This is a genomic window from Campylobacter concisus, assembly GCF_002165815.1.
Lineage (GTDB): Bacteria > Campylobacterota > Campylobacteria > Campylobacterales > Campylobacteraceae > Campylobacter_A > Campylobacter_A concisus_BH.
In genome coordinates this window covers 107797-127455 of the sequence record NZ_NDYN01000001.1, presented here as the reverse complement: position 1 = coordinate 127455, position 19659 = coordinate 107797, and the positions used below count along the sequence as shown (strand labels likewise).

The 19659-nt window shown below is 39.9% G+C and carries 16 protein-coding genes; 12 read left to right on the top strand and 4 right to left on the bottom strand.

Annotated elements, in window-relative coordinates:
• Window positions 1–45 precede the first annotated feature (45 nt).
• From B9N65_RS00685 to sstT, 3 genes are all read right to left on the bottom strand, one after another.
• On the bottom strand, window positions 46–495 hold the full coding sequence (locus B9N65_RS00685) for a hypothetical protein (protein WP_087582393.1): 450 nt from the start codon (window positions 493–495) through the stop codon (window positions 46–48).
• Entirely contained in the window at window positions 489–2219 is a 1731-nt protein-coding gene (locus tag B9N65_RS00680) for a M3 family oligoendopeptidase (RefSeq protein ID WP_087582392.1), read from the bottom strand. The genes B9N65_RS00685 and B9N65_RS00680 overlap by 7 nt, the downstream gene beginning before the upstream one ends.
• Window positions 2220–2306: 87 nt before the next feature.
• Window positions 2307–3674 carry a serine/threonine transporter SstT gene (gene sstT, locus B9N65_RS00675; RefSeq protein WP_374220065.1) on the bottom strand — a complete coding sequence of 456 codons (1368 nt, stop codon included), beginning with the start codon at window positions 3672–3674 and terminating at the stop codon, window positions 2307–2309.
• A 138-nt stretch (window positions 3675–3812) separates the two neighbouring features.
• On the opposite strand from sstT, the gene metK reads away from it, so the two are divergent.
• A complete protein-coding gene (gene metK, locus B9N65_RS00670) occupies window positions 3813–5018 on the top strand; it encodes a methionine adenosyltransferase (RefSeq protein ID WP_021084435.1) in 1206 nt (401 codons plus the stop codon).
• Window positions 5019–5059: 41 nt separating this feature from the next.
• Here the strand turns inward: metK and B9N65_RS00665 are convergent, their stop codons facing one another.
• Window positions 5060–6352, bottom strand: a complete 1293-nt coding sequence (locus B9N65_RS00665; RefSeq protein ID WP_180385104.1) for an apolipoprotein N-acyltransferase — start codon at window positions 6350–6352, stop codon at window positions 5060–5062.
• On the opposite strand from B9N65_RS00665, the gene yajC reads away from it, so the two are divergent.
• From yajC to B9N65_RS00610, 11 genes are read left to right on the top strand one after another with little or no spacing between them, the layout of a single operon-like run.
• Entirely contained in the window at window positions 6328–6600 is a 273-nt protein-coding gene (yajC, locus tag B9N65_RS00660) for a preprotein translocase subunit YajC (protein WP_002941849.1), read from the top strand. The two genes, B9N65_RS00665 and yajC, sit on opposite strands and share 25 nt — an antisense overlap.
• Window positions 6600–8180, top strand: coding sequence for a protein translocase subunit SecD (gene secD, locus B9N65_RS00655; RefSeq protein ID WP_087582390.1), 1581 nt, complete (start codon window positions 6600–6602; stop codon window positions 8178–8180). Before yajC ends, secD begins: the two co-directional genes overlap by 1 nt.
• A gap of 2 nt (window positions 8181–8182) precedes the next feature.
• Entirely contained in the window at window positions 8183–9154 is a 972-nt protein-coding gene (secF, locus tag B9N65_RS00650) for a protein translocase subunit SecF (RefSeq protein ID WP_087582389.1), read from the top strand.
• Window positions 9155–9163: 9 nt separating this feature from the next.
• Window positions 9164–9502: a DUF6394 family protein gene (locus B9N65_RS00645; protein ID WP_002942000.1), complete on the top strand. Its 339-nt coding sequence runs from the start codon at window positions 9164–9166 to the stop codon at window positions 9500–9502.
• An 8-nt stretch (window positions 9503–9510) separates the two neighbouring features.
• Window positions 9511–11976: a leucine--tRNA ligase gene (gene leuS / locus B9N65_RS00640; protein ID WP_087582388.1), complete on the top strand. Its 2466-nt coding sequence runs from the start codon at window positions 9511–9513 to the stop codon at window positions 11974–11976.
• A 3-nt stretch (window positions 11977–11979) separates the two neighbouring features.
• Window positions 11980–12519, top strand: a complete 540-nt coding sequence (lptE, locus tag B9N65_RS00635; protein ID WP_087582387.1) for an LPS assembly lipoprotein LptE — start codon at window positions 11980–11982, stop codon at window positions 12517–12519.
• Window positions 12500–14074: a GGDEF domain-containing protein gene (locus B9N65_RS00630; protein ID WP_087582386.1), complete on the top strand. Its 1575-nt coding sequence runs from the start codon at window positions 12500–12502 to the stop codon at window positions 14072–14074. Before lptE ends, B9N65_RS00630 begins: the two co-directional genes overlap by 20 nt.
• Window positions 14071–15273, top strand: coding sequence for a Mur ligase family protein (locus B9N65_RS00625; RefSeq protein WP_087582385.1), 1203 nt, complete (start codon window positions 14071–14073; stop codon window positions 15271–15273). Before B9N65_RS00630 ends, B9N65_RS00625 begins: the two co-directional genes overlap by 4 nt.
• A complete protein-coding gene (gene mfd / locus B9N65_RS00620; RefSeq protein ID WP_087582384.1) occupies window positions 15254–18199 on the top strand; it encodes a transcription-repair coupling factor in 2946 nt (981 codons plus the stop codon). Before B9N65_RS00625 ends, mfd begins: the two co-directional genes overlap by 20 nt.
• Window positions 18196–18960, top strand: coding sequence for an ATP-binding protein (locus tag B9N65_RS00615; protein WP_087582383.1), 765 nt, complete (start codon window positions 18196–18198; stop codon window positions 18958–18960). The genes mfd and B9N65_RS00615 overlap by 4 nt, the downstream gene beginning before the upstream one ends.
• Window positions 18957–19625: an endonuclease III domain-containing protein gene (locus B9N65_RS00610; RefSeq protein WP_087582382.1), complete on the top strand. Its 669-nt coding sequence runs from the start codon at window positions 18957–18959 to the stop codon at window positions 19623–19625. The genes B9N65_RS00615 and B9N65_RS00610 overlap by 4 nt, the downstream gene beginning before the upstream one ends.
• Window positions 19626–19659: the final 34 nt, after the last annotated feature.

Here is a 19659-nt window from a genome sequence, read left to right as displayed (position 1 = left end):
CTTTTTAAATTTTCTTTTGATTTTAGCCAAAAATGCTTAAAATTACTATTTTTTCTTAAATATATCTTTATTTTTTGGGTTTTGCAAAAAGACTGAGGCTGATTTTTTAGCGTGATCGACTTGCTTCTCTTTTGGCTTGTAGATAGAGAAATTTACAAGGATCGGGCTATTCTCAACCAAAATTTGAACCACCGCTCCAAGTGGGAAAGAGACCATTGAGGCGAAATTTTCACTACCAAAGCCAGCCTCAAAGCTAAGCTCATCTTGCGTTAGCCTAGCACTCTCAAGCGTGTAGCCACCAAGTGAGAAAATAATGACTGGCATGCTAAAGCTGCCACTTATCTCATCTGGCAAGCTAGGCTCGAAGCTAACTAGTGGCAAATTTGCCATAACTGAGAAATTTATCCCCTTTTCAAGCAAAAAATCAATGCACTCATAGACGTGCATCTTCATCAAAAGTGCAAATTTCTCATCGTCTAAAATTTCGTCTAACATTTTATTCCTTTTGAAATTTCTAAAAACTCATCTACTAGTTTTTTGACCTCGTTTATGCCGATCTGCCAGAAATTTTTATCATCTATATCAAAGCCAAATTTACCCACAAGCTCCCTTGGGCTAAGGCTCCCGCCAAGGCTCAAAAACTCGGTGTAAATTTCGACAAAATTTTTGCATTTGCCGCTTTTATAAAGCCCAAAAAGTGCAAGCACAAGAAGCTGCGCGTAAGAGTAGGCGTAGCAGTAAAATGGCGTGTGAATGAAGTGCGGGATGTAGCTCCACCAAATTTTGTAGTAGTCATTTAGCGTGACGCTTTTGCCAAACATCTTTTTGCTCTCTCTTAGCCAAATTTTATTTAGCTCATCTAGGCTGATCTCGCCCTCATGTGCGTGCACGGCCCTTTCAAAGGTGGTGAAATTTATCTGGCGGTAAAGCGTGGCAAATATATCCTCGATCTTGCCAGCAAGCAGTGAAATTTTCTCTTTTTTGCTAAGGCCGTCTTTTACGTGGTCAAAAACTAGCATCTCGCAAAAGACTGAAGCCGTCTCAGCCGTGGTTAGCGGAGTGTCTGAGTTTAGGTAGCTTACGCTATATGAGAGCTTTTGATGCACAGCGTGGCCAAGTTCGTGAGCTAGCGTAAAAAGGTCTCTTCGCTGGTTTGTGTGATTTAGCAAAACATAAGGGTGCGTGTCGCTTGATCCTGAGTGAGAAAATGCGCCGCCTCGCTTGTTTTGCGCTGGATAAACGTCGATCCAGCCGTCATTAAAGGCGCTTTTTGCTATATCGCCAAATTTAGGTGAAAATGTCCCAAACGCCTTTAAAACTATCTTTTTGCACTCATCAAATTTATACTCCCCCTCACTGCTAAGAGGCGCGTATCTATCGTAGTCATAAAGCTTTTTAAGGCCTAAAATCTCTCTTTTGCGCTCGTAAAATTTAGAGACTAAATCAAAATTTTTCTCAGTTACAGCGATGAGCGAATCAACGCTTTTTTTACTGATTTGATTTTCAAGGTGTCTTGGCTCTTCAGGAAGCTTGAAATTTCGCAACTCGCAACTCGTTTTTAGATCAGTTTTTATCATATTATATATGTAGCCAAGAAGGTGCTGGTGCTTGCTAAGCTCGTTTGAAAGGCTTTTGGCGGCTAGTTTTCGCACGCTTTGGTTGCTCTCATGAAGCTTGGCTAAAATCTCTTCTTCACTTAAAAGCTCGCCTTTAAATTTAAACCTCATCTTGCTCATGCTCTCATCAAAAAGCCTTGAAAAGCCCTCGGCTCCGGTGCTTGCCGTGCGAAGTAGCACTCTCTCTTCGGCAACGCTAAGTTGGTGCGGTTTTGCTTTGGCGAGATTGCTTAGATAGTAGCCATATTTTTTAGAGCTTTTGATGATCTCTTCTTGTTTTTTAGGGGCAAATTCATTAAATTTGATCTCAAAAAATATCAAATTTTCATTTGCTTTTGTCGCGATCTCATCGATCTTTGCGTAAAATGCGCCTTTGCTTGTATCTTTGGCAAAATTTAAAAAAGCGTAAGTCATTACCTTTGAAATTTTAGCTATCAAATTTTCATATTCGCCAAATGCCTTTAAAAACTGGTCTGTTTTTAAATTTTCATAATTTTCAAGGTATTTATCTTTAAATTTCTCGCACTCTTTTTGTAAATTTAGTGCGCTTTGCTCGCACTCTTTTTCGTTTGCAAAAAGTGCTTTTAGATCCCAAATTTGCATATTTATCCTTTAAATTTTTGGGACATTTTACAAAAAAATGGATAAAAGTAAAATTTCAGCCAAAATTTAGCTGAAATTTTATGAAGATTAGTTTGAAGTCTCCGAGGCTACGGCTGTAAAAAGCACGTCTGATGAGCTATTTAGCGCAGTTTCAACTGAGTCTTGGATGACGCCTATCGTAAAGCCAACTGTGACAAACTGCATAGCGATATCGTTGCCAATGCCAAAAAGACCGCACGCTAATGGCACTAGAAGTAGTGATCCGCCAGCCACGCCAGATGCGCCGCACGCGCCAAGGGCTGAGATGAAGCAAAGAAGAAGCGCATCGCCAAATGTAACTGTGATAGATGGGATAGAATTTACCGCAGTAAGCGCTAGGATGCTAATGGTAACAGCTGCACCGCCCATGTTTATGGTGGCTCCTAGTGGGATAGAGATCGAGTAGAGCTCCTCTTTTAGTCCAAGCTTTTTGCAAAGCGCCATATTTACAGGGATGTTTGCAGCTGAGCTTCTTGTAAAAAACGCTGAGATCGCGCTCTCTTTTAAGCAGATCATCACAAGTGGATAAGGATTTTTCTTAGTTAGTGCAAAAACCATCGCTGGATAGACGATAAATGCCACTACAAGCATCGCTCCAACAAGAACTAAGATCAGTTTTAGATATCCTGCAAGTGCCTCAAATCCAGTGTCATGAATGCTGATAGCAACCATACCAAAGATACCAAACGGAGCTAATCTAATGATAAATTTAACGATGTGAGTTACGCCGTCGCTTATATCCTTAAATACCTTTTTGGTCTCAGGTGTAGCGTATCTCATAGCGATGCCACCGCCTATCGCCCAAGTGATGATGCCTATATAGTTGCCGTTTGCTAGGGCGGTTATCGGATTTTCTACCATTTTATAGATAAGGTCTTTTAGCACGTTTGTGATGCCTTGAGGTGCTGACATATCAGCGCTTTGCAGACCTTTTAGCGGTATCTCGATAGGAAATAAAAAGCTAGCAATAACCGCCACAACAGCTGCTAAAAAGGTGCCAACAAGGTAGAGTGTGATGATCTTTTGCATGCCTTTTGTGTGTCCAAAATCTTTTAAAATGATAGAGGTTGCAACTAAAACAAATACAAGAATAGGTGCGATCGCTTTTAGAGCGCCTTTAAACAAATCTCCTAAAACTGAGGCTGAAGCAGCGATAGAATCAGCCGAACTAGCCTTTGCTTTGACCTCATCAAACTGTTTTGCTTCATCTTGGCTAAGGTGAGTTTTTATGACTTCATCTACGCTTAAGCCACTCTCTTTTTGGATGGTTTGAATTTTAGCTGAGAGTTGGTTGTAAGGAGCTGCTTGATAATGTGTGTAAAAGCCAACTAGGGCACCTAGGATGATACCAACTAAAATTTGAACGATCAAATTTCCATCGGCGTATCTTCTTGCAATGTTTTTAAACATATTCATTTGACACCTTAATAAATTAGTTTTTTGTTGATTTTAGCTAAATGATTTTTAAATATAAAGAAATTTAAAAAGATTAATTCGTTTTTTATATAGATTTGTTACAATTGCACGAAAATTTAACCAAGGAAAAGGACGAAAATGTATCTATTTACTTCTGAAGTTGTAAGTCCAGGTCATCCAGATAAATGCGCTGATATCATCGCTGATAGCATTGTTGATACTATCTTAACGCAAGATCCAAATGGACGCGTCGCAAGCGAAGTTTTTGTAGCTGGAAAAAACATAGTAATAGGCGGAGAGATAAACTCAAAAGTAAAACTCTCTTATAAAGACTACGAAAAGATCGTAAAAGACGCTCTTGCGCATATCGGATATGACGGAAAGAGCAACTTTACAAAAGAGCAGTGCTTGCACCCAGACGATATCGAGGTCAAAGTCTGCTTAAATCAACAAAGCCCAGATATAAATCAAGGCGTTGATCAAAGTGATGGTGAGATCGGAGCAGGTGATCAAGGCATCATGTTTGGCTTTGCAAGCTGCGAAGCGAAAGAATTTATGCCAGCAGCTATAACTTACGCAAGAATGCTTTGTGAAAAAGTATATAAATTTGCCAAAGCAAACCCTGATAAACTTGGTGTTGATATAAAAACGCAGGTTACGATTGATTACGGCAGTAAGGACAACTTTGAAAACTGCAAACCGCAAAGTATCCACACTATCGTCGTCTCTGCACCTTGCGTGGAGAGCATGAAGATAGAAGAGCTTCGCGCACTAATACAAAATTTAATAGACGAAACTGGCCTTCCAAAAGAGCTATATAATAAAGAAAAAACGATCATCTATATAAACCCAACAGGCAGATATGTAAATCATAGCTCACTTCATGATAGCGGACTAACAGGCAGAAAACTAATCGTCGATAGTTTTGGTGGATATAGCCCGATAGGTGGTGGTGCTCAGTCAAGTAAGGACTACACAAAGGTTGATAGAAGCGGACTTTACGCAGCGCGCTGGATAGCTAAAAATATAGTTGCAGCTGGCCTTGCTAAAAAATGTATCGTTCAGATAAGCTACGCGATCGGCGTTGCAAAGCCAACTTCAGTTAGCGTTGATACTATGGGAACTCACGCAAACGGCGTAAATGACGATATGCTTTCAAATTTTGTAAGCGAGCATTTTTCTCTAACACCTCGCTGGATAACAAATAAATTTGGTCTTGATAAGCCAAGTAAAGAGACATTTTTATATGCAAAAGTAGCTGCAAAAGGTCAAGTGGGAAATGCAAAATACCCTTGGGAAAAGCTTGATGCAGTCGATACTTTCAAGGCTTTACTGAAAAAATAATCAAAAAAGTGGCTTTATCTAAAAGCCACTTTAAATTTCTTTTAAAACTCATCCCAAAACGCTTTTTTAGGCAAAATGATCTCACTTTTTGAGCCATTTACGCTGTGATAGACCGCTTTATTATACTTTGTAGCAAGGTGTTTTATCAACACTTTTTGAAGCACAGGTTCGCTACTTGGCACAAACCAACCGTTATTTGTGATAGCCACGACCACGTCAAATTCGCCCTTATAAAGCTCCTCTCTTGTCGCCTCGTAGCAGATAGCATTTCTGATTTTAATCCCGTCTATCTCGTAGTCGCTAAAATTTTCAGCCTTTTTAAAGTCACTAGCTCCGCCAAAAAATAGCTTATTTACTGCATCTTGCATAAATTTTGGCAGAGGAATTTCTTCTCCAAATGGCACTAAAAATTTCTTATCCATTCGTCTAAGAGTGCCATCTTGAAACAAAAATGCAGAGTTATAAATTTGCTTATTTTCATAAGCAAGCGCGCCAGCTACGATAGTTATCTGCTTTGAAAGCTCTTTTAGCTCATCAACAAGCAGTGGCTCATTTGTCATAAATAGTGGAAACGCACTCTCTGGAAGCACGATGAGACGCTTTTGCTCGGCGATAGCGCTATTTATCATGTCTAAATTTTCATTTGTAAATTTCATACGCAAGTTTTTATCCCAGCGCACTCTTTGAGCGACATTAGTATTTACTAGCTCCACGTCAAATGGCAGAGTCTTTGCCTCGTTACTTTTAAACTGCAAGGCGGCGATGAGGCAGATAAAAGCTAGGATAAATTTTAAAATTTTACCTTTTAAACTAAAAGAAATGGCTGCTAAAAATATAAATATAAGCCCTCTAGTATTTGGCTCAAAAGCGCCTAAAACAAGCGTTGCCTCAAGGTTAAACCAGTTAAAGCCAAATGGGTGCACGTAGCTTATTAAAAATAGCAAAACGGCTCTTAGTGCCACAAAGCTTGGAAAAGAGGCTATCCAAAACAAAAGTCCATAAACAAGGGCTACAAAGAGGATGACAAATGGGATAAGCCAGACAAGCTCATAGTAGATAAAACTAAAACTGATCCAATAAAACCACAAAATTCCAGTGAAAAATCCAGCCGCGAAAAATCCAGCCCTGCTTAAATTTATGACTATGTAAATTCCAGCTAGCGTGAGAAAAGGTGAGATGAAATTTAAAATTTGATTTTCAGCCATGGCTAAAAAAATGAAATTAGAAAGCAAAAAAGCACCGACAAAGGCTTTTATTATAATTTTAGTGCTAAAATGTCCGTTTAAAAATCTTACAAATAAGGAAATCCATGCAAAACGCTGATTTTTTAACATCATTACTACCTCTTGTTGTGCTTTTCGCCATATTTTACTTTTTGGTTATCAGACCTCAACAAAAACAACAAAAAGCCCACGCAGCAATGCTTGCAGCTCTTGACAAAGGCGATAAAATAGTAACTAATGGCGGACTTATATGTGAAGTGATTAAAGCCGAAAATGATTTTATCAAAGTTAAACTTAACGATGATGTAATCGTTCGTATAGCACGCGAGTTTGTAGCTAAAAAGATCGAAGATAAATAATGCGTAACGCAAGAGTTACATATAGGCTGATTATATTAATATTAGCCTTGGTTTTTGGTTTTGGCTTTTCGGTGCCATCTTTTTTCCAGACTCAAAGCGGAGCTAAAATTTCGCTAGGACTTGACCTTCAAGGCGGTCTTCATATGCTTCTTGGTGTTGAAACCAACGAAGCCATCCACTCTAAGATCAAGTCAATCGCTGGAAGCATAAATTATTATGCCAAAAAAGAAGATGTGCTTATTGATAAATTTAAGATAAAAGAAGATAGTGTTGATTTTGCGCTACTTGATAGTGACGAGGCTCCAAAGGTTGATAAGGCGCTTGCTGAGATAAAAGGGCTTGATATCAAAAAAGATGGTCTAAACTATCATATCACTCTTACAGAGCAAGAGAGGCTTGATACGATCGAGTATGCGATCTCACAAGCTGTTGAGACCATTAGAAACAGGCTTGATCAGTTTGGTCTAGCTGAGCCAACAGTCGCTAGACAAGGCAAAGACAATATCCTAGTCGAGCTTCCTGGCATAAAAACCGAAGAGGATGAGCAAAGAGCGAGAGATCTTATCGCAAAGGCTGCTCACTTACAGCTTATGGCAGTTGATGATAAAAGACAAGATCAGGCTAATACCATGAGCGAGGCCGAGGCTGAAAGCTATGGTGACGTGATCTTTAAGGATGCTAAAAACGACCGCGTAAAATATGTCGTTAAAAATATCCCTGTGCTTGATGGCTCGATGCTAACTGACGCAAAGGTTGCATTTTCTCAGCAAAATAACCTACCGATCATAAATTTCACACTAAATTCAGAAGGTGCTAGAATTTTTGGCGATTTTACTGGTGCAAATGTCGGCAAAAGGCTTGCTATCGTGCTTGATGGCAAGGTCTATTCAGCTCCAGTTATAAATGAAAGAATAGGTGGTGGCAGTGGTCAGATCAGCGGTGGCTTTACACTTGATGAGGCTCACGACGTAGCGATCGCGCTTAGAAGTGGCGCACTTTTAGCACCTGTTAAGATGCTAGAAAAAAGAAGCGTTGGTCCATCTTTAGGACAAGAGAGCATCAATCAAAGTATGGTAGCGCTTGCTGCTGGATCTATTTTAGTCGTACTATTTATGCTAGTTTATTATGGAATTTCTGGAATTTTTGCAAATATCGCGCTGGTTGCGGATGTTGTTATATTAGTAGCCGTCATGGCACTTTTTGGAGCGACGCTTACCTTGCCAGGTATGGCTGGTATCGTGCTAACGATTGGTATGGCGGTTGATGCAAACGTCATCATAAATGAGCGTATACGTGAGCTTTTACGTGAAGGCGTGGCGATAAGGACAGCCGTTCAAAAGGGCTATGAGCACGCTATGAGTGCTATCATCGACTCAAATTTAACTACTATCATCACAGTTGCAGTGCTTTATGCTTATGGTACTGGCCCAGTTAAAGGCTTTGCAGTAACTATGGCGATAGGTATCATGGCTTCGATGCTAACGGCCATTTTAGGCACACATGGTATGTTTGATGCAGTCATGGATAAGATAGAAAAAAGCGGAAATACCAGACTTTGGTTTGGTTATAAAAGGAGCTAGGGATGCAAATTTTCACTAAGGCAAAAGTTTATGATTTTATGCGGTTTAGATTTGTGTCACTCGCACTTTCTATATTTTTATTTGTTGGTTCGATCTTTTTGCTTGCAACAAAGGGTTTAAACTACGGCATCGACTTCTCTGGTGGTACGCTTATCCAGTTAAAATACGACACCAAAGCGCCACTTGATAAAATTCGCGACGCTTTTGGCGCAAATGAAGTGCTTAAAAACGCCTCTGTTACTGAGTTTGGAAGCGAAGATGAGGCTGTTATTAGATTTTCAGGATCAAGTTCAAATTTAACTGGTGACATCGGCACTGAGATAAAGCAAATTTTAAAAGATACTGGAAATTTTGAAGTAAGACGTGTTGATATCGTTGGTCCAAAGGTTGGTGACGAGCTTAGGCAAAAGGGTCTGATGGCTCTTGGAATTTCACTAATTGGCGTGCTTCTTTATATCACATTTAGATTTGAATGGCGATTTGCGCTAGCTGCGATCGCAACTGAAATTCACGATATCGTTATAACTGTTGGTGCTATTTCGCTATTTGATATAGATGTAAATTTGGACACGCTAGCTGCTGTATTAACGGTGCTTGGCTACTCGCTAAACGATACGATCATCATTTTTGACAGGATAAGAGAAGGCATAAAAGAGAGCAAGAGAACCGATATCGAGGGCGTTATCAACGAGTCAGTCTCAGCTACACTTTCAAGGACTATCCTAACTTCAGCCACTACGATGATGACTGTTGTTGTGTTATTTTTATTTGGTGGAGATATGATACATGGATTTTCATTTATCCTTATCGTTGGTATCGTTATAGGAACGATCAGCTCGATCTACATCTCATCACCATTTCTTATCTGGTTTAAATTTAGCATCGAGCATTTTAGAGCTAGAGAGGCTGAGAAGCAAAGGATCAAAAAAGAGCGTGATAAAGAGCGTGCTATGTTTGAAAAAGGCGTTGTGTAAGGAGAGATAATGAACTGGGGAAAAGTTATCTACATATTTTTTGCGCTGATGAGTCTTACGACTACGGCGGAGTTTTTATATGATAAAAACGAGATCGCCCTTTTTGTGGCAGCTAGTATAAATTTGGTTTCAACTTTACTTAAGATCGGTGTTAAAAATTTACTATCAGCTGAGCTTTTTGCTAGCTCGCTGGTTGCTGATTTGCACCTTATACCAGCTTTTGTTATTTTGCAAGTATCTGAAAATGCAACGCTTAGCTATTCATTAGCTATTGGAGCGGTTATTGCAAATATCTTTTCACTAGCCTTGGTACTAATAGAATCAAGCAAATCACAAGAAGAATTTTAGGAGAAAAAATGGCTGAGAAGAGAAAATATGAGCCTTTAAAGATAGAAAAAAAGTGGCAGGAAATTTGGGATAAAAATGAAGAATTTGAACCAAAAGACGATCTAAGCTTGCCAAAAAAATATATCCTAAGTATGTTTCCATATCCAAGCGGACGCATACACATGGGGCATGTGAGAAACTACTCTATCGGCGATGCGCTGGCTAGATCATATAGAAAAAGCGGCTACAATGTGCTTCATCCTATCGGCTTTGATAGCTTTGGTATGCCAGCTGAAAATGCAGCCATAAAACATAAAATTCACCCTAAAATTTGGACTTACGAAAACATCGACTATATGAAAAAGGAGCTTGCAAGCCTTGGCTTTTCATTTTCTAAAAAGAGAATTTTAGCTACATCTGACCCGCTTTACACAAAGTGGGAGCAAAGCTTTTTTATAAAGATGTTTGAAAAAGGGCTTGTTTATAGAAAAAATGCCATCGTAAATTGGTGTGAGTACGATCAAACCGTGCTTGCAAACGAGCAGGTTGAAGACGGCAAATGCTGGAGATGCGGTAATGATGTTGTGCAAAAAGAGCTTCCAGGATATTACTTCAACATCACAAAATACGCTAGCGAGCTACTTGAAGATCTAAAACTTCTTGAAGGTAAGTGGCCAAATCAAGTCATCACAATGCAAGAAAACTGGATCGGCAGAAGCTACGGCTTGGAGTTTAAATTTAGCCTTGATGAGGCTTCAAAAGAGACTTTAGGTGGTAAATTTGACGGCTTTGAGGTATTTACAACAAGACCTGATACGATTTATGGCGTTAGCTACACAGCCCTTGCGCCAGAGCATCCTATCGTAAAAGCGCTTCTTGAAAGTGATAAATTTGATGAAAGCAAGAAGGCAAAGATAAAAGCAATACTTAATCAAAGCCCAAGAGAGCGTCAAGCAAGCGATAAAGATGGAGAATTTTTAGGAATTTACGTCGTTCATCCACTCACAAATGAAAAGGTCCCAGTTTGGGTTGCAAATTTCATACTAGCTGACTATGGCAGTGGCGCTATCATGGCTGTTCCTGCGCATGATCAAAGGGACTTCGAGTTTGCAAGCAAATTTAATCTGCCTATAAAACATGTCGTAAAGCCACTTGAGGGCGAGAGTGAGGGCTCAAAAGCATATTCGGAATACGGAGTTGCTATAAATTCTGAGCTTATAAACGGCCTTAACTCAGAGGATGCCAAAAGCTTTATAATAGAGAAATTTGAAAAAGATAGTCTTGGCAAAAGGATCACAAACTACAAACTAAGAGACTGGGGAATTTCTCGCCAAAGATACTGGGGTGCGCCGATACCTATCGTGCACTGCAAATGCTGCGGCGTAGTGCCAGAAAAAGAGGAAAATTTACCTATCGCGCTACCCGAAGATGTCGAGATCACAGGCGAGGGCAATCCTTTGGATAAACATCCAACTTGGAAATTTACAAAGTGTCCAAAATGCGGCCAAGACGCGATCAGAGAGACTGATACGATGGATACATTCGTAGAGAGTAGCTGGTATTTTGCTAGATTTGCAAGCGATGAGAAGAGTTGGGAGCAAAAAGCGCTTGATGAAAAGAGCGTGAATTATTGGATGAATGTAGATCAGTACATCGGCGGTATCGAGCATGCGATCTTGCACCTTTTATACGCTAGATTTTTCCAAAAGGTCTTAAGAGACCTTGGCTATCTAAGAGACGATGAGCCGTTTGAAAATTTACTAACTCAAGGCATGGTCTTAAAAGATGGCAAAAAGATGAGTAAAAGTAAGGGCAACGTCGTAGACCCTGATGATATCATAAATAGATATGGCGCCGATACGGCAAGGCTATTTATCCTATTTGCCGCTCCTCCTCAAAAAGAGCTTGAGTGGAACGACAGCGCAGTTGAAGGTGCATTTAGGTTTTTAAATAGGCTTTGGGAGAAGGCGCAAACTATCAAAAAGATAGATAAACTACCTGAGATAGATCACGAAAGCTTAAGCAAAGATGAGAAATTTGCAAGGCTTAAAATTTATGAAGCGCTTAAAAAATCAACTGAGGTTTTTGGCGATACGTTTGCTTTTAACACTTTAATCGCTGCTTGTATGGAGGCACTAAACGCTATAAATGCGCAGGATAATGAGAATGTAAATGCTGAGGGCTTTTTCATCATCTTAAATTTACTAGAGCCTATCGTGCCGCATATTGCAAATGAGCTTAGCGAAGAGCTTTTTGGCAGAAAAAATTTCACAAAGATAGCTGTAAAAGAAGAGGTCTTTGTAAAAGATAGCATCGCTCTTGCAGTTACAGTTAATGGCAAAAAAAGGGCTGAGTTTGAAGTAGCAGCAAGTGAGAGTGAGAGTGAAATTTTAAAACAAGCTAAGCAAAATGTGGCTAAATGGCTTGAAGGAAAAGAAATTTTAAAAGAGATTTATATAAAAGGCAAATTAGTAAATTTTGTCATTAAAGGATAAATTTTGAGATATTTTTTAGCGTTTTTTATTGCTATATTTATCTGCGGATGTGGCTATAAACCAGTTTCAAAGATCTCGCAGGATTTGGTTGGAGATAGAGTTTATGTTGATGTTATCATCAGCAAAGAAGAGCCAAAAAATAGTGTCTGGATAAAAGACGCCGTAAAAGAGGGCATGGTCGCAAGGCTACATAAATCACTATCAAGCAAAGATAGTGCTGATACTTCGATAATAGTTTCGGTAAAAAGTTTAAATTACGAGGCGATCATCTATGATGAATACGGCTATATCACATCTTATAAAGCTCTTTTAACTCTAAACTATAAAACCAAATTTAAAGATGGTCGTGTCGTAGATATACCTGCTACTGGCGAGTATGATTTTAGCGTGGCAAGACGTCAAAAAGATGTAAGATTTGCAGATAGCGTTCTTAGTGATACTCAAAAATATGAAGCTATAAAAGAGGCCTCAAAAGAGGCGTTTGATGAGTACATCGCAAATTTAGCTGTAAAAGGATACAAAAATGGCAGCAGTAACCGTTAGTCAAATAGTCAAGGAAGCCTTAAGCGAGATAAAAGATCGCCATTTGATGCTAACGCCAGAAAATTACACCGAAGTTTATAATGAAATTTCTAAAAAATATGGCTTTACAACTGAAGAGAGCAAAAAGATAGAAAAATATATCTCAAGGCTTGGTGATGACTATAAAGCGCAAGCTATAAGCCTTCATATAAAAACGGTTGATGAGTTTGTAGCTTTTATGACCGCTAGGCTCTCTCATGGTGCTAAAAATGGCACAGCACAAGTGGTCGATGATAAAAAGTTAAAGTCACTAAATGCCTTTGCAAGAAGAATCCTCCAAGCCATCTCTATGCTTCACAACAAAGATGCAAAAGCTCTAGCAGAGCAAGGCATGCAGCTACTTGCTAGAAGATATGATGAGAAAAATCTTGAAGAGATGTGCCTTAAATGGTTTGACTTTGTAAGCTCTTACGATACTGAATTTTTGGACTTTTTGAAATATTACGGCGTGAGAGACTTTGACGATCTAAAGACTATGAGCGCTGAGCTTGAGAAATTTTTATCTCAAAAAAATGAAAATGCAGAAGAAAACGCTTTAGTGGAGCTTTTAAATTTTGCCCTTGAGCCTTCTATAACAAAAGAACTTGGCGACGAGCTTAGTACTATTAGAAGCGTTTTAAAGCAAAATCCACAAAGCCTAAACAGCAAAGAATTTCAAGATAAGATAAAGGGTTTTGTCGATCGCAGGATCGAAGAAGATAGAACTGAGATCATCGAAAAAGTTGGCTCATTAAACAACATCTTGCAAAGCATAGGCGAGAGGATTTCAGATATCGCAGCTAGCTCTCAAAGTAGCTCAGCTAAGGTGCAAAGCATCAAAAATGATCTTAAAAATGTAAATTTAAATGCAAATAGCATCGATCATGTAAAGAGCATGCTTATCGAGATCGCAGGTGCCTTGGAGATCGAGAGCAAGGAGCTTGGCCTTGAGATGAATAGCAAGCAAGCTACCATTTCTGAGCTTCAAAACAGGGTCACAAGCCTAGAAAAAGAGCTTGAAGCTGCTAAGCTTGAGAGCAAAGAGGACTTTTTGACAAAAGTGGCTACAAAAAGAGCTTTAATGAGTGAAATTCAGCGTATAGAAGAGGCTTATAAACGTTACGGCACGGACTATTCGATCTGCTTTGTTGATATTGACTTCTTTAAAAAGATAAATGACACCTACGGACACGAAGCTGGTGACGTGATCCTTTCAGCCGTGGCTCAGGTGCTTAAGAAAAATGCTAGAAAGGTTGATTTTGTCGGTAGATATGGCGGTGAGGAATTTGTCATTTTGCTACCAAGTACGAGCCTAAAAGATGGAGTTAGATTTGGCGAGAAGCTAAGAAGCATGATCGAGAATTTCAAATTTATCTATAAAAACGAGCGCATCAAAGTTACCATTAGCTCTGGTGTGGCGACAAGAAGCGCAAATTTAAGCGATACGATGACGCTTGAGGGCGCTGATAAGATGCTCTATCTTTCAAAAGAGGGCGGCAGAAACCAAGTCATGCCAAAGATAATCGAGGAAAAATGAGCCTAGCGAAATTTCTTGACGGCAAGCCACTTTACTACAAAGAGATCGACTATGGCAGGATCATAAGGGCTTATGATACGATCAAAGGCCATCTAAAGCCTTTTAAGATAATCCACATCATCGGCACAAATGGCAAAGGTAGCACAGGCCGCTTTTTAGCGCAAATTTTAAGCCAAAAAGGCGCAAAAGTAGGCCACTACACGAGCCCACATATATTTAAATTTAATGAGCGATTTTGGCTAAATGGCGAGGTTGCTAGCGATGAAATTTTAGAGAGAGCTCACGAGCGTTTGCAAGCTCTTTTGAGCGATGAATACAAGATAAAAACGAGCTATTTTGAGTATATGACGCTGCTTTCTGCGGTGCTTTTTGAGGGTTGTGACTACTTTGTCTGTGAGGCTGGCATGGGCGGCGTGCTGGACGCGACAAATGTCTTTGAAAAAGAGCTAAGCATATTTACTCCGATCGGTTTTGACCACACTGCGATATTAGGCAATAGCTTAGAAGAAATTTCACGCACGAAATTTGAAGCCATGGGCAAAAGAGCTATTTTAAATGATGAGATGAACGAGATAAGTGTGGCTATCGCAAAAGAGATCGCAAGCGAAAAAGGCGCAACTCTGAGCTTCCCAAGAGAAATTTTAACCAGAGAGAATTTAAACGAGATCGCAAACTACGCAGATAAATTTAATCTACCAGAGTTTTTGCGCTCAAATTTAACTCTAGCCTACGCCGCGGCTAAAATTTTAGATAGTAGCATAGATATCAAAAGGCTTGGTGCTTTATCGCTTCGTGGCAGATGTGAAAAGATCGCTTCAAATTTATATGTGGATGTCGGTCACAACGAGCTTGGCGCTAAGGCTGTGGCTAAGAAATTTAGCCAAGAAGAGTTTAGTGGCAAGAAACTAACGCTAGTTTATAACTCATTTTTAGATAAAGATTTCAAGGCAGTTTTAGCAGCTCTAAAGCCAGCCATTGAGGACGTGCTGCTTTATCACTACCACTGCGAGGGCAGGGAGCTTGGCGGAGAGCTCATAAACAAGGCGCTAAACGAGCTTGAAATTTCGCATAGAGAGTTTGAGTCAAGCGATATGAACGATATAAAAGAGGCAAAAAACGGCAAAATTTACCTAGCATTTGGCTCGTTTCACCTGGCCGAAGCCTTTTTAAAAGAGTACTATGCAAGCAAAGGTCTATGAGTATCTTTTAACACACGCCCCACAAATTCTCATCTGCGAAGATGACAAAGAGGCGGCACTCTGCGCTGATGCGGCCAGTTTTGCTGGCTTTAGCGCCTTTAAACTACCTGATTTTAGAGCTAAAAAAGGCGATGATCTAAGAAGCTTTAATGAAGAGCTCTTTGAAATTTCATCCGTTCTTAGCAAATACTATAAATTTGATGGCAAAAAGATCATCATAAGCCCATTTAGCACGCTTTTAAACCCACTTCCAACGCAAAAAAACTTAGAGAGCTCAACGATCAAGCTAAAAGACAATTTAAATTTAAGCGAATTTGCCGACTTGCTCATACGATTTGGCTACGAGTGCGTCGATATCGTTGAAAGCGTTGGCGAGTTTAGCATACGTGGCGAAGTGATCGACATTTACGGCGTAAATATGGATGATCCTGTTAGGATTTTGCTCTTTGGCGATGAGGTGGAGAGCATCAGAAACTATAACACCGCCACGCAGATAAGCAACAAAAATGAGCTATGCGAGGCCGAGATCGTGCCTTTTATCGCAAATCTTAGCAAAGATGAGTTTGAAAAAGTGAGTCAAAAGATCGAGGATATGCAAAGTGATGCCTTGGTGAGTGATCTAAATTCACTTGGATTTTGGGCGATAGATAGCTTTAGCGACTACTTAAAAGAATTTGACTCAAAGCTTGTTAAAAAGATCGATTTTGAAATTTATGACGCACCTGAAGAGAAATTTAAGGGCATTGAAATTTTGTCCGAGCCAAAGGTCTATAAAGACTTAGAAGTTACTTTAAATTTTGACTTTTTTGAGCTAAATAAGAGCAAAAGTATAACCGTTCTTTCAAGAAATGAGGGGCTTTTTAAGGGCTACGAGCTTGATGGCTTTGCCAACGTAAAGCTTGAAATTTCGCCTTTAGTAGTAAATTTAACCTCAAGCGACGAGATCGTAGTCTCACTAAATAAATTTGAGAAAAAAAGGCGAGTTAAACGCTCAAGCCTCGTGGTGGATGAGCTAAAAGTAAATGACTACGTCGTGCATGAAGAGTATGGCATAGGCCGGTTTTTGGGGCTTGAAAAGATCAAGGTTTTGGGCGCGACGAAAGAATTTGTGGTTATCGCCTATCAAAATGACGACAAGCTTCTTTTGCCGGTTGAACATCTAAATTTGATAGATCGCTACATCGCGCAAAATGGCTCTATGGCGGTGCTTGATCGCTTAGGCAAGGCAAATTTTGCCAAGATAAAAGAGAAGGTTAGAGAAAAACTCTTCGCGATCGCCTCAAAGATCGTGGCGATGGCAGCAAAAAGGGAGCTAATCGCAGGCAAAATTTTACAAAAAGAGGACATCTCTTATCTAAATTTCGTCCAAGACGCTGGTTTTTCATACACGAGCGACCAGCAAAAAGCTGTAAATGATATAAAAGATGAGCTAAAAAGCGGAAAAGTTATGGATAGGCTGCTTAGTGGCGATGTCGGCTTTGGCAAGACCGAAGTTGCTATGAATGCCATATTTACCTGCATAAAATCAGGTTTTAGCGCACTTTTCTTCGTGCCAACAACACTTCTTAGCTCGCAGCACTACAAGACGCTAAGCCAGAGATTTAGCAAATTTGGCATAAAGGTCTTTAGGCTGGATCGCTTCTCAAGCGCCAAAGAAAAATCAAGCCTGCAAAAAGCGCTAAAAGAAAATGAGCCCATAGTTTGCGTGGGTACGCATGCGCTTCTTGGCGTAAAGGCTGAAAATTTAGGGCTTATCGTGGTTGATGAGGAGCATAAATTTGGCGTTAAGCAAAAAGAGCAGCTAAAAGAAATTTCTCAACACTCGCACATCTTAAGCATGAGTGCCACACCGATACCAAGAAGCCTAAATATGGCGCTTAGCAAGATAAAAACATATAGCATTTTAGCCACTCCGCCAAGCTCGAGGCTGGATGTGAGAACAAGCGTGAGAGAGTGGGACGAAAAGGTCGTCAAAGAGGCGATCATGCGTGAGCTAAGACGTGGCGGGCAGACCTTTTACATCCACAACCACATCGCAGACATCGAGCAGACGGCAAATGATCTAAGGAAAATTTTGCCAAAGCTTAGAATTTTGATACTTCACTCAAAGATAAATGCAAAAGTCGCTGAAGATGAGATGATGAAATTTGAGCGGGGCGAGTATGACTTGCTGCTTTGCACCAGCATCGTTGAAAGCGGCATCCACTTGCCAAATGCAAACACCATAATCGTAGAAAATGCTAATAAATTTGGCATGGCTGACCTGCATCAGCTCCGTGGTCGCGTGGGTAGAAGCGACAAGCAGGCTTATTGCTACTTTTTGGTGGAGGATAAAAACGCCATTAGCAAGGACGCGCTAAAACGCCTTGTAGCACTTGAGGGCAACTCATTTTTGGGAGCTGGCTCGGTGCTAGCTTATCACGACCTTGAGATAAGGGGCGGGGGTAACATCATCGGCGAGGCGCAAAGCGGTCACATCGAGGCTATCGGCTACTCGCTATATCTAAAGATGCTAGAAGATGAGATCAATAAGCTTCTTAATCAAGACTCCGCAAAGCTTGACAAGATCGATCTAAAGCTTAGCGTGAGCGCCTTTTTAAATCAAGAATTTATAAGAGAAGATAGGCTAAGGCTTGAAATTTACAGGCGCCTTAGCAAGTGCAAAGAAGTGAGTGAAGTCTATGAGATACAAAGCGAGCTTGAGGATAGATTTGGCAAGATAGATACATTTACAAAGCAGTTTTTAGACCTTATCATCATCAAAATTTTAGCTCTAAAAGCTGGCATAAAGACGATCTCAAATAGCGAACAAAATATACTAATAACAAAAAATGATGACGAGAAGATCAGGCTAAAGTCACGCAGCAAGGACGACGACGATGTTTTGGCTGAAATTTTGGTCTATCTAAGAAAGGATAAGAGATGATAGATTGGGGTATGAAGTACGCAGCGATTTATAGAAGTACAAAAGGGATGTTAAAACCGGTTGAGGATATTGATTTTGTCGATATCGACTCACTTTATGGGCTAGAGAAACAAAAAGAAATTTTGCTAAAAAATACTAGAAATTTTATAGCTGGCGACGAGGCAAATCATGTGCTTCTTTGGGGCGAGAGAGGATGTGGCAAGTCAAGCCTTGTAAGGGCTGTTTTTACTAAATTTTATAAAGAGGGGCTTCGTATCATTGAGATTGGCTGCGAGGATCTAAAATATCTTGGCGACATCATTGATGAGATCAGAAAAAGCGAGTTTAAATTTATCATTTTTTGTGACGACCTAAGCTTTGAAAATGGCAGTAATGAGTATAAATTTCTAAAGCCTATTATGGACGGCTCTATCCAAAAGCCTCCTAAAAACGTCCTTTTATACGCCACATCAAACCGCCGCCACCTAATAAGCGAGTTTAAAAGTGAAAATGAAAACTCGCAGCTAATAGACGGAGAAATCCACTACAGCGACGCAGCTCAGGAGAAAATTTCGCTCTCAGACCGCTTTGGTCTTTGGATCAGCTTTTATCAAGGCAACTACGATGAGTATCTAAAAATGATTGATTTTTACTTTAAGGACTACACTGGCGACAAAGAGGAGCTTCATACGCTTGCTAAAAATTTCGCTACCCTAAGAGCCAGCAGGAGTGGCAGGACGGCAAAGCAGTTTTATCTAACTTTTAAAGAAAATTTAAAATGAGATCAACTGATCTGTTTTTAGCCCTACTAAATTACAAAAAGAGAAATTTTGATGAGCTAAAATGGCCAGGCGAGGGCACTTTTGAGGTTGTTTTGGGCGCTATTTTGGTGCAAAATACCAACTGGAAAAATGTTGAAAAAGCGCTAGATAATCTAAAAAAAGCAGGCAAAGATAGCCTGCAAGGCATTTGCACGCTTGAAAATAGCGAGCTTGCCACGCTCATAAAGCCAAGTGGTTTTTATAACACAAAGGCAAAACGGCTAAAGACGCTTTGTCTGGCTATAAAAAATGAATTTGAGAGCTTTGATAATTTTAAAGAAAACGTTAGCCGTGAGTGGCTCATAAACGTAAAAGGCGTTGGCGCTGAGACTTGCGACGCGATACTTGCTTATGCTTGTGGCAAGCCTTACATGGTTGTTGATGCTTATGCACTTAGGATAATGGCATATTTTGACTATAATTTCGAGTGTTATGACGAGGCGGCTGAGTGGTTTAGCTCGCTTGATTATGATGAAATTTATAAATTTCTTGATAGCGAGAAATTTGACGAAAGTGAGGTTTTAAAGCTCTATCATGCACTTATTTTAGAGTTTTGCAAAGAGAATTTCAAAGGCAAAATTTTAAGCCAAAACGGACAAGAGGTGCTTGATAGCATTAAAAACTAAATTTTTATTTTAAATTTAGCGCAAATTAGGACTT

Excerpts from the sequence above, each read along its gene's own strand:
- B9N65_RS00685 (WP_087582393.1), bottom strand. The coding sequence starts at position 495 with ATGTTAGACGAAATTTTAGACGATGAGAAATTTGCACTTTTGATGAAG.
- B9N65_RS00680 (WP_087582392.1), bottom strand. The coding sequence starts at position 2,219 with ATGCAAATTTGGGATCTAAAAGCACTTTTTGCAAACGAAAAAGAGTGC.
- sstT (WP_374220065.1), bottom strand. The coding sequence starts at position 3,674 with ATGAATATGTTTAAAAACATTGCAAGAAGATACGCCGATGGAAATTTG.
- metK (WP_021084435.1), top strand. The coding sequence starts at position 3,813 with ATGTATCTATTTACTTCTGAAGTTGTAAGTCCAGGTCATCCAGATAAA.
- yajC (WP_002941849.1), top strand. The coding sequence starts at position 6,328 with ATGCAAAACGCTGATTTTTTAACATCATTACTACCTCTTGTTGTGCTT.
- B9N65_RS00665 (WP_180385104.1), bottom strand. The coding sequence starts at position 6,352 with ATGTTAAAAAATCAGCGTTTTGCATGGATTTCCTTATTTGTAAGATTT.
- secD (WP_087582390.1), top strand. The coding sequence starts at position 6,600 with ATGCGTAACGCAAGAGTTACATATAGGCTGATTATATTAATATTAGCC.
- secF (WP_087582389.1), top strand. The coding sequence starts at position 8,183 with ATGCAAATTTTCACTAAGGCAAAAGTTTATGATTTTATGCGGTTTAGA.
- B9N65_RS00645 (WP_002942000.1), top strand. The coding sequence starts at position 9,164 with ATGAACTGGGGAAAAGTTATCTACATATTTTTTGCGCTGATGAGTCTT.
- leuS (WP_087582388.1), top strand. The coding sequence starts at position 9,511 with ATGGCTGAGAAGAGAAAATATGAGCCTTTAAAGATAGAAAAAAAGTGG.
- B9N65_RS00630 (WP_087582386.1), top strand. The coding sequence starts at position 12,500 with ATGGCAGCAGTAACCGTTAGTCAAATAGTCAAGGAAGCCTTAAGCGAG.
- B9N65_RS00625 (WP_087582385.1), top strand. The coding sequence starts at position 14,071 with ATGAGCCTAGCGAAATTTCTTGACGGCAAGCCACTTTACTACAAAGAG.
- mfd (WP_087582384.1), top strand. The coding sequence starts at position 15,254 with ATGCAAGCAAAGGTCTATGAGTATCTTTTAACACACGCCCCACAAATT.
- B9N65_RS00615 (WP_087582383.1), top strand. The coding sequence starts at position 18,196 with ATGATAGATTGGGGTATGAAGTACGCAGCGATTTATAGAAGTACAAAA.
- B9N65_RS00610 (WP_087582382.1), top strand. The coding sequence starts at position 18,957 with ATGAGATCAACTGATCTGTTTTTAGCCCTACTAAATTACAAAAAGAGA.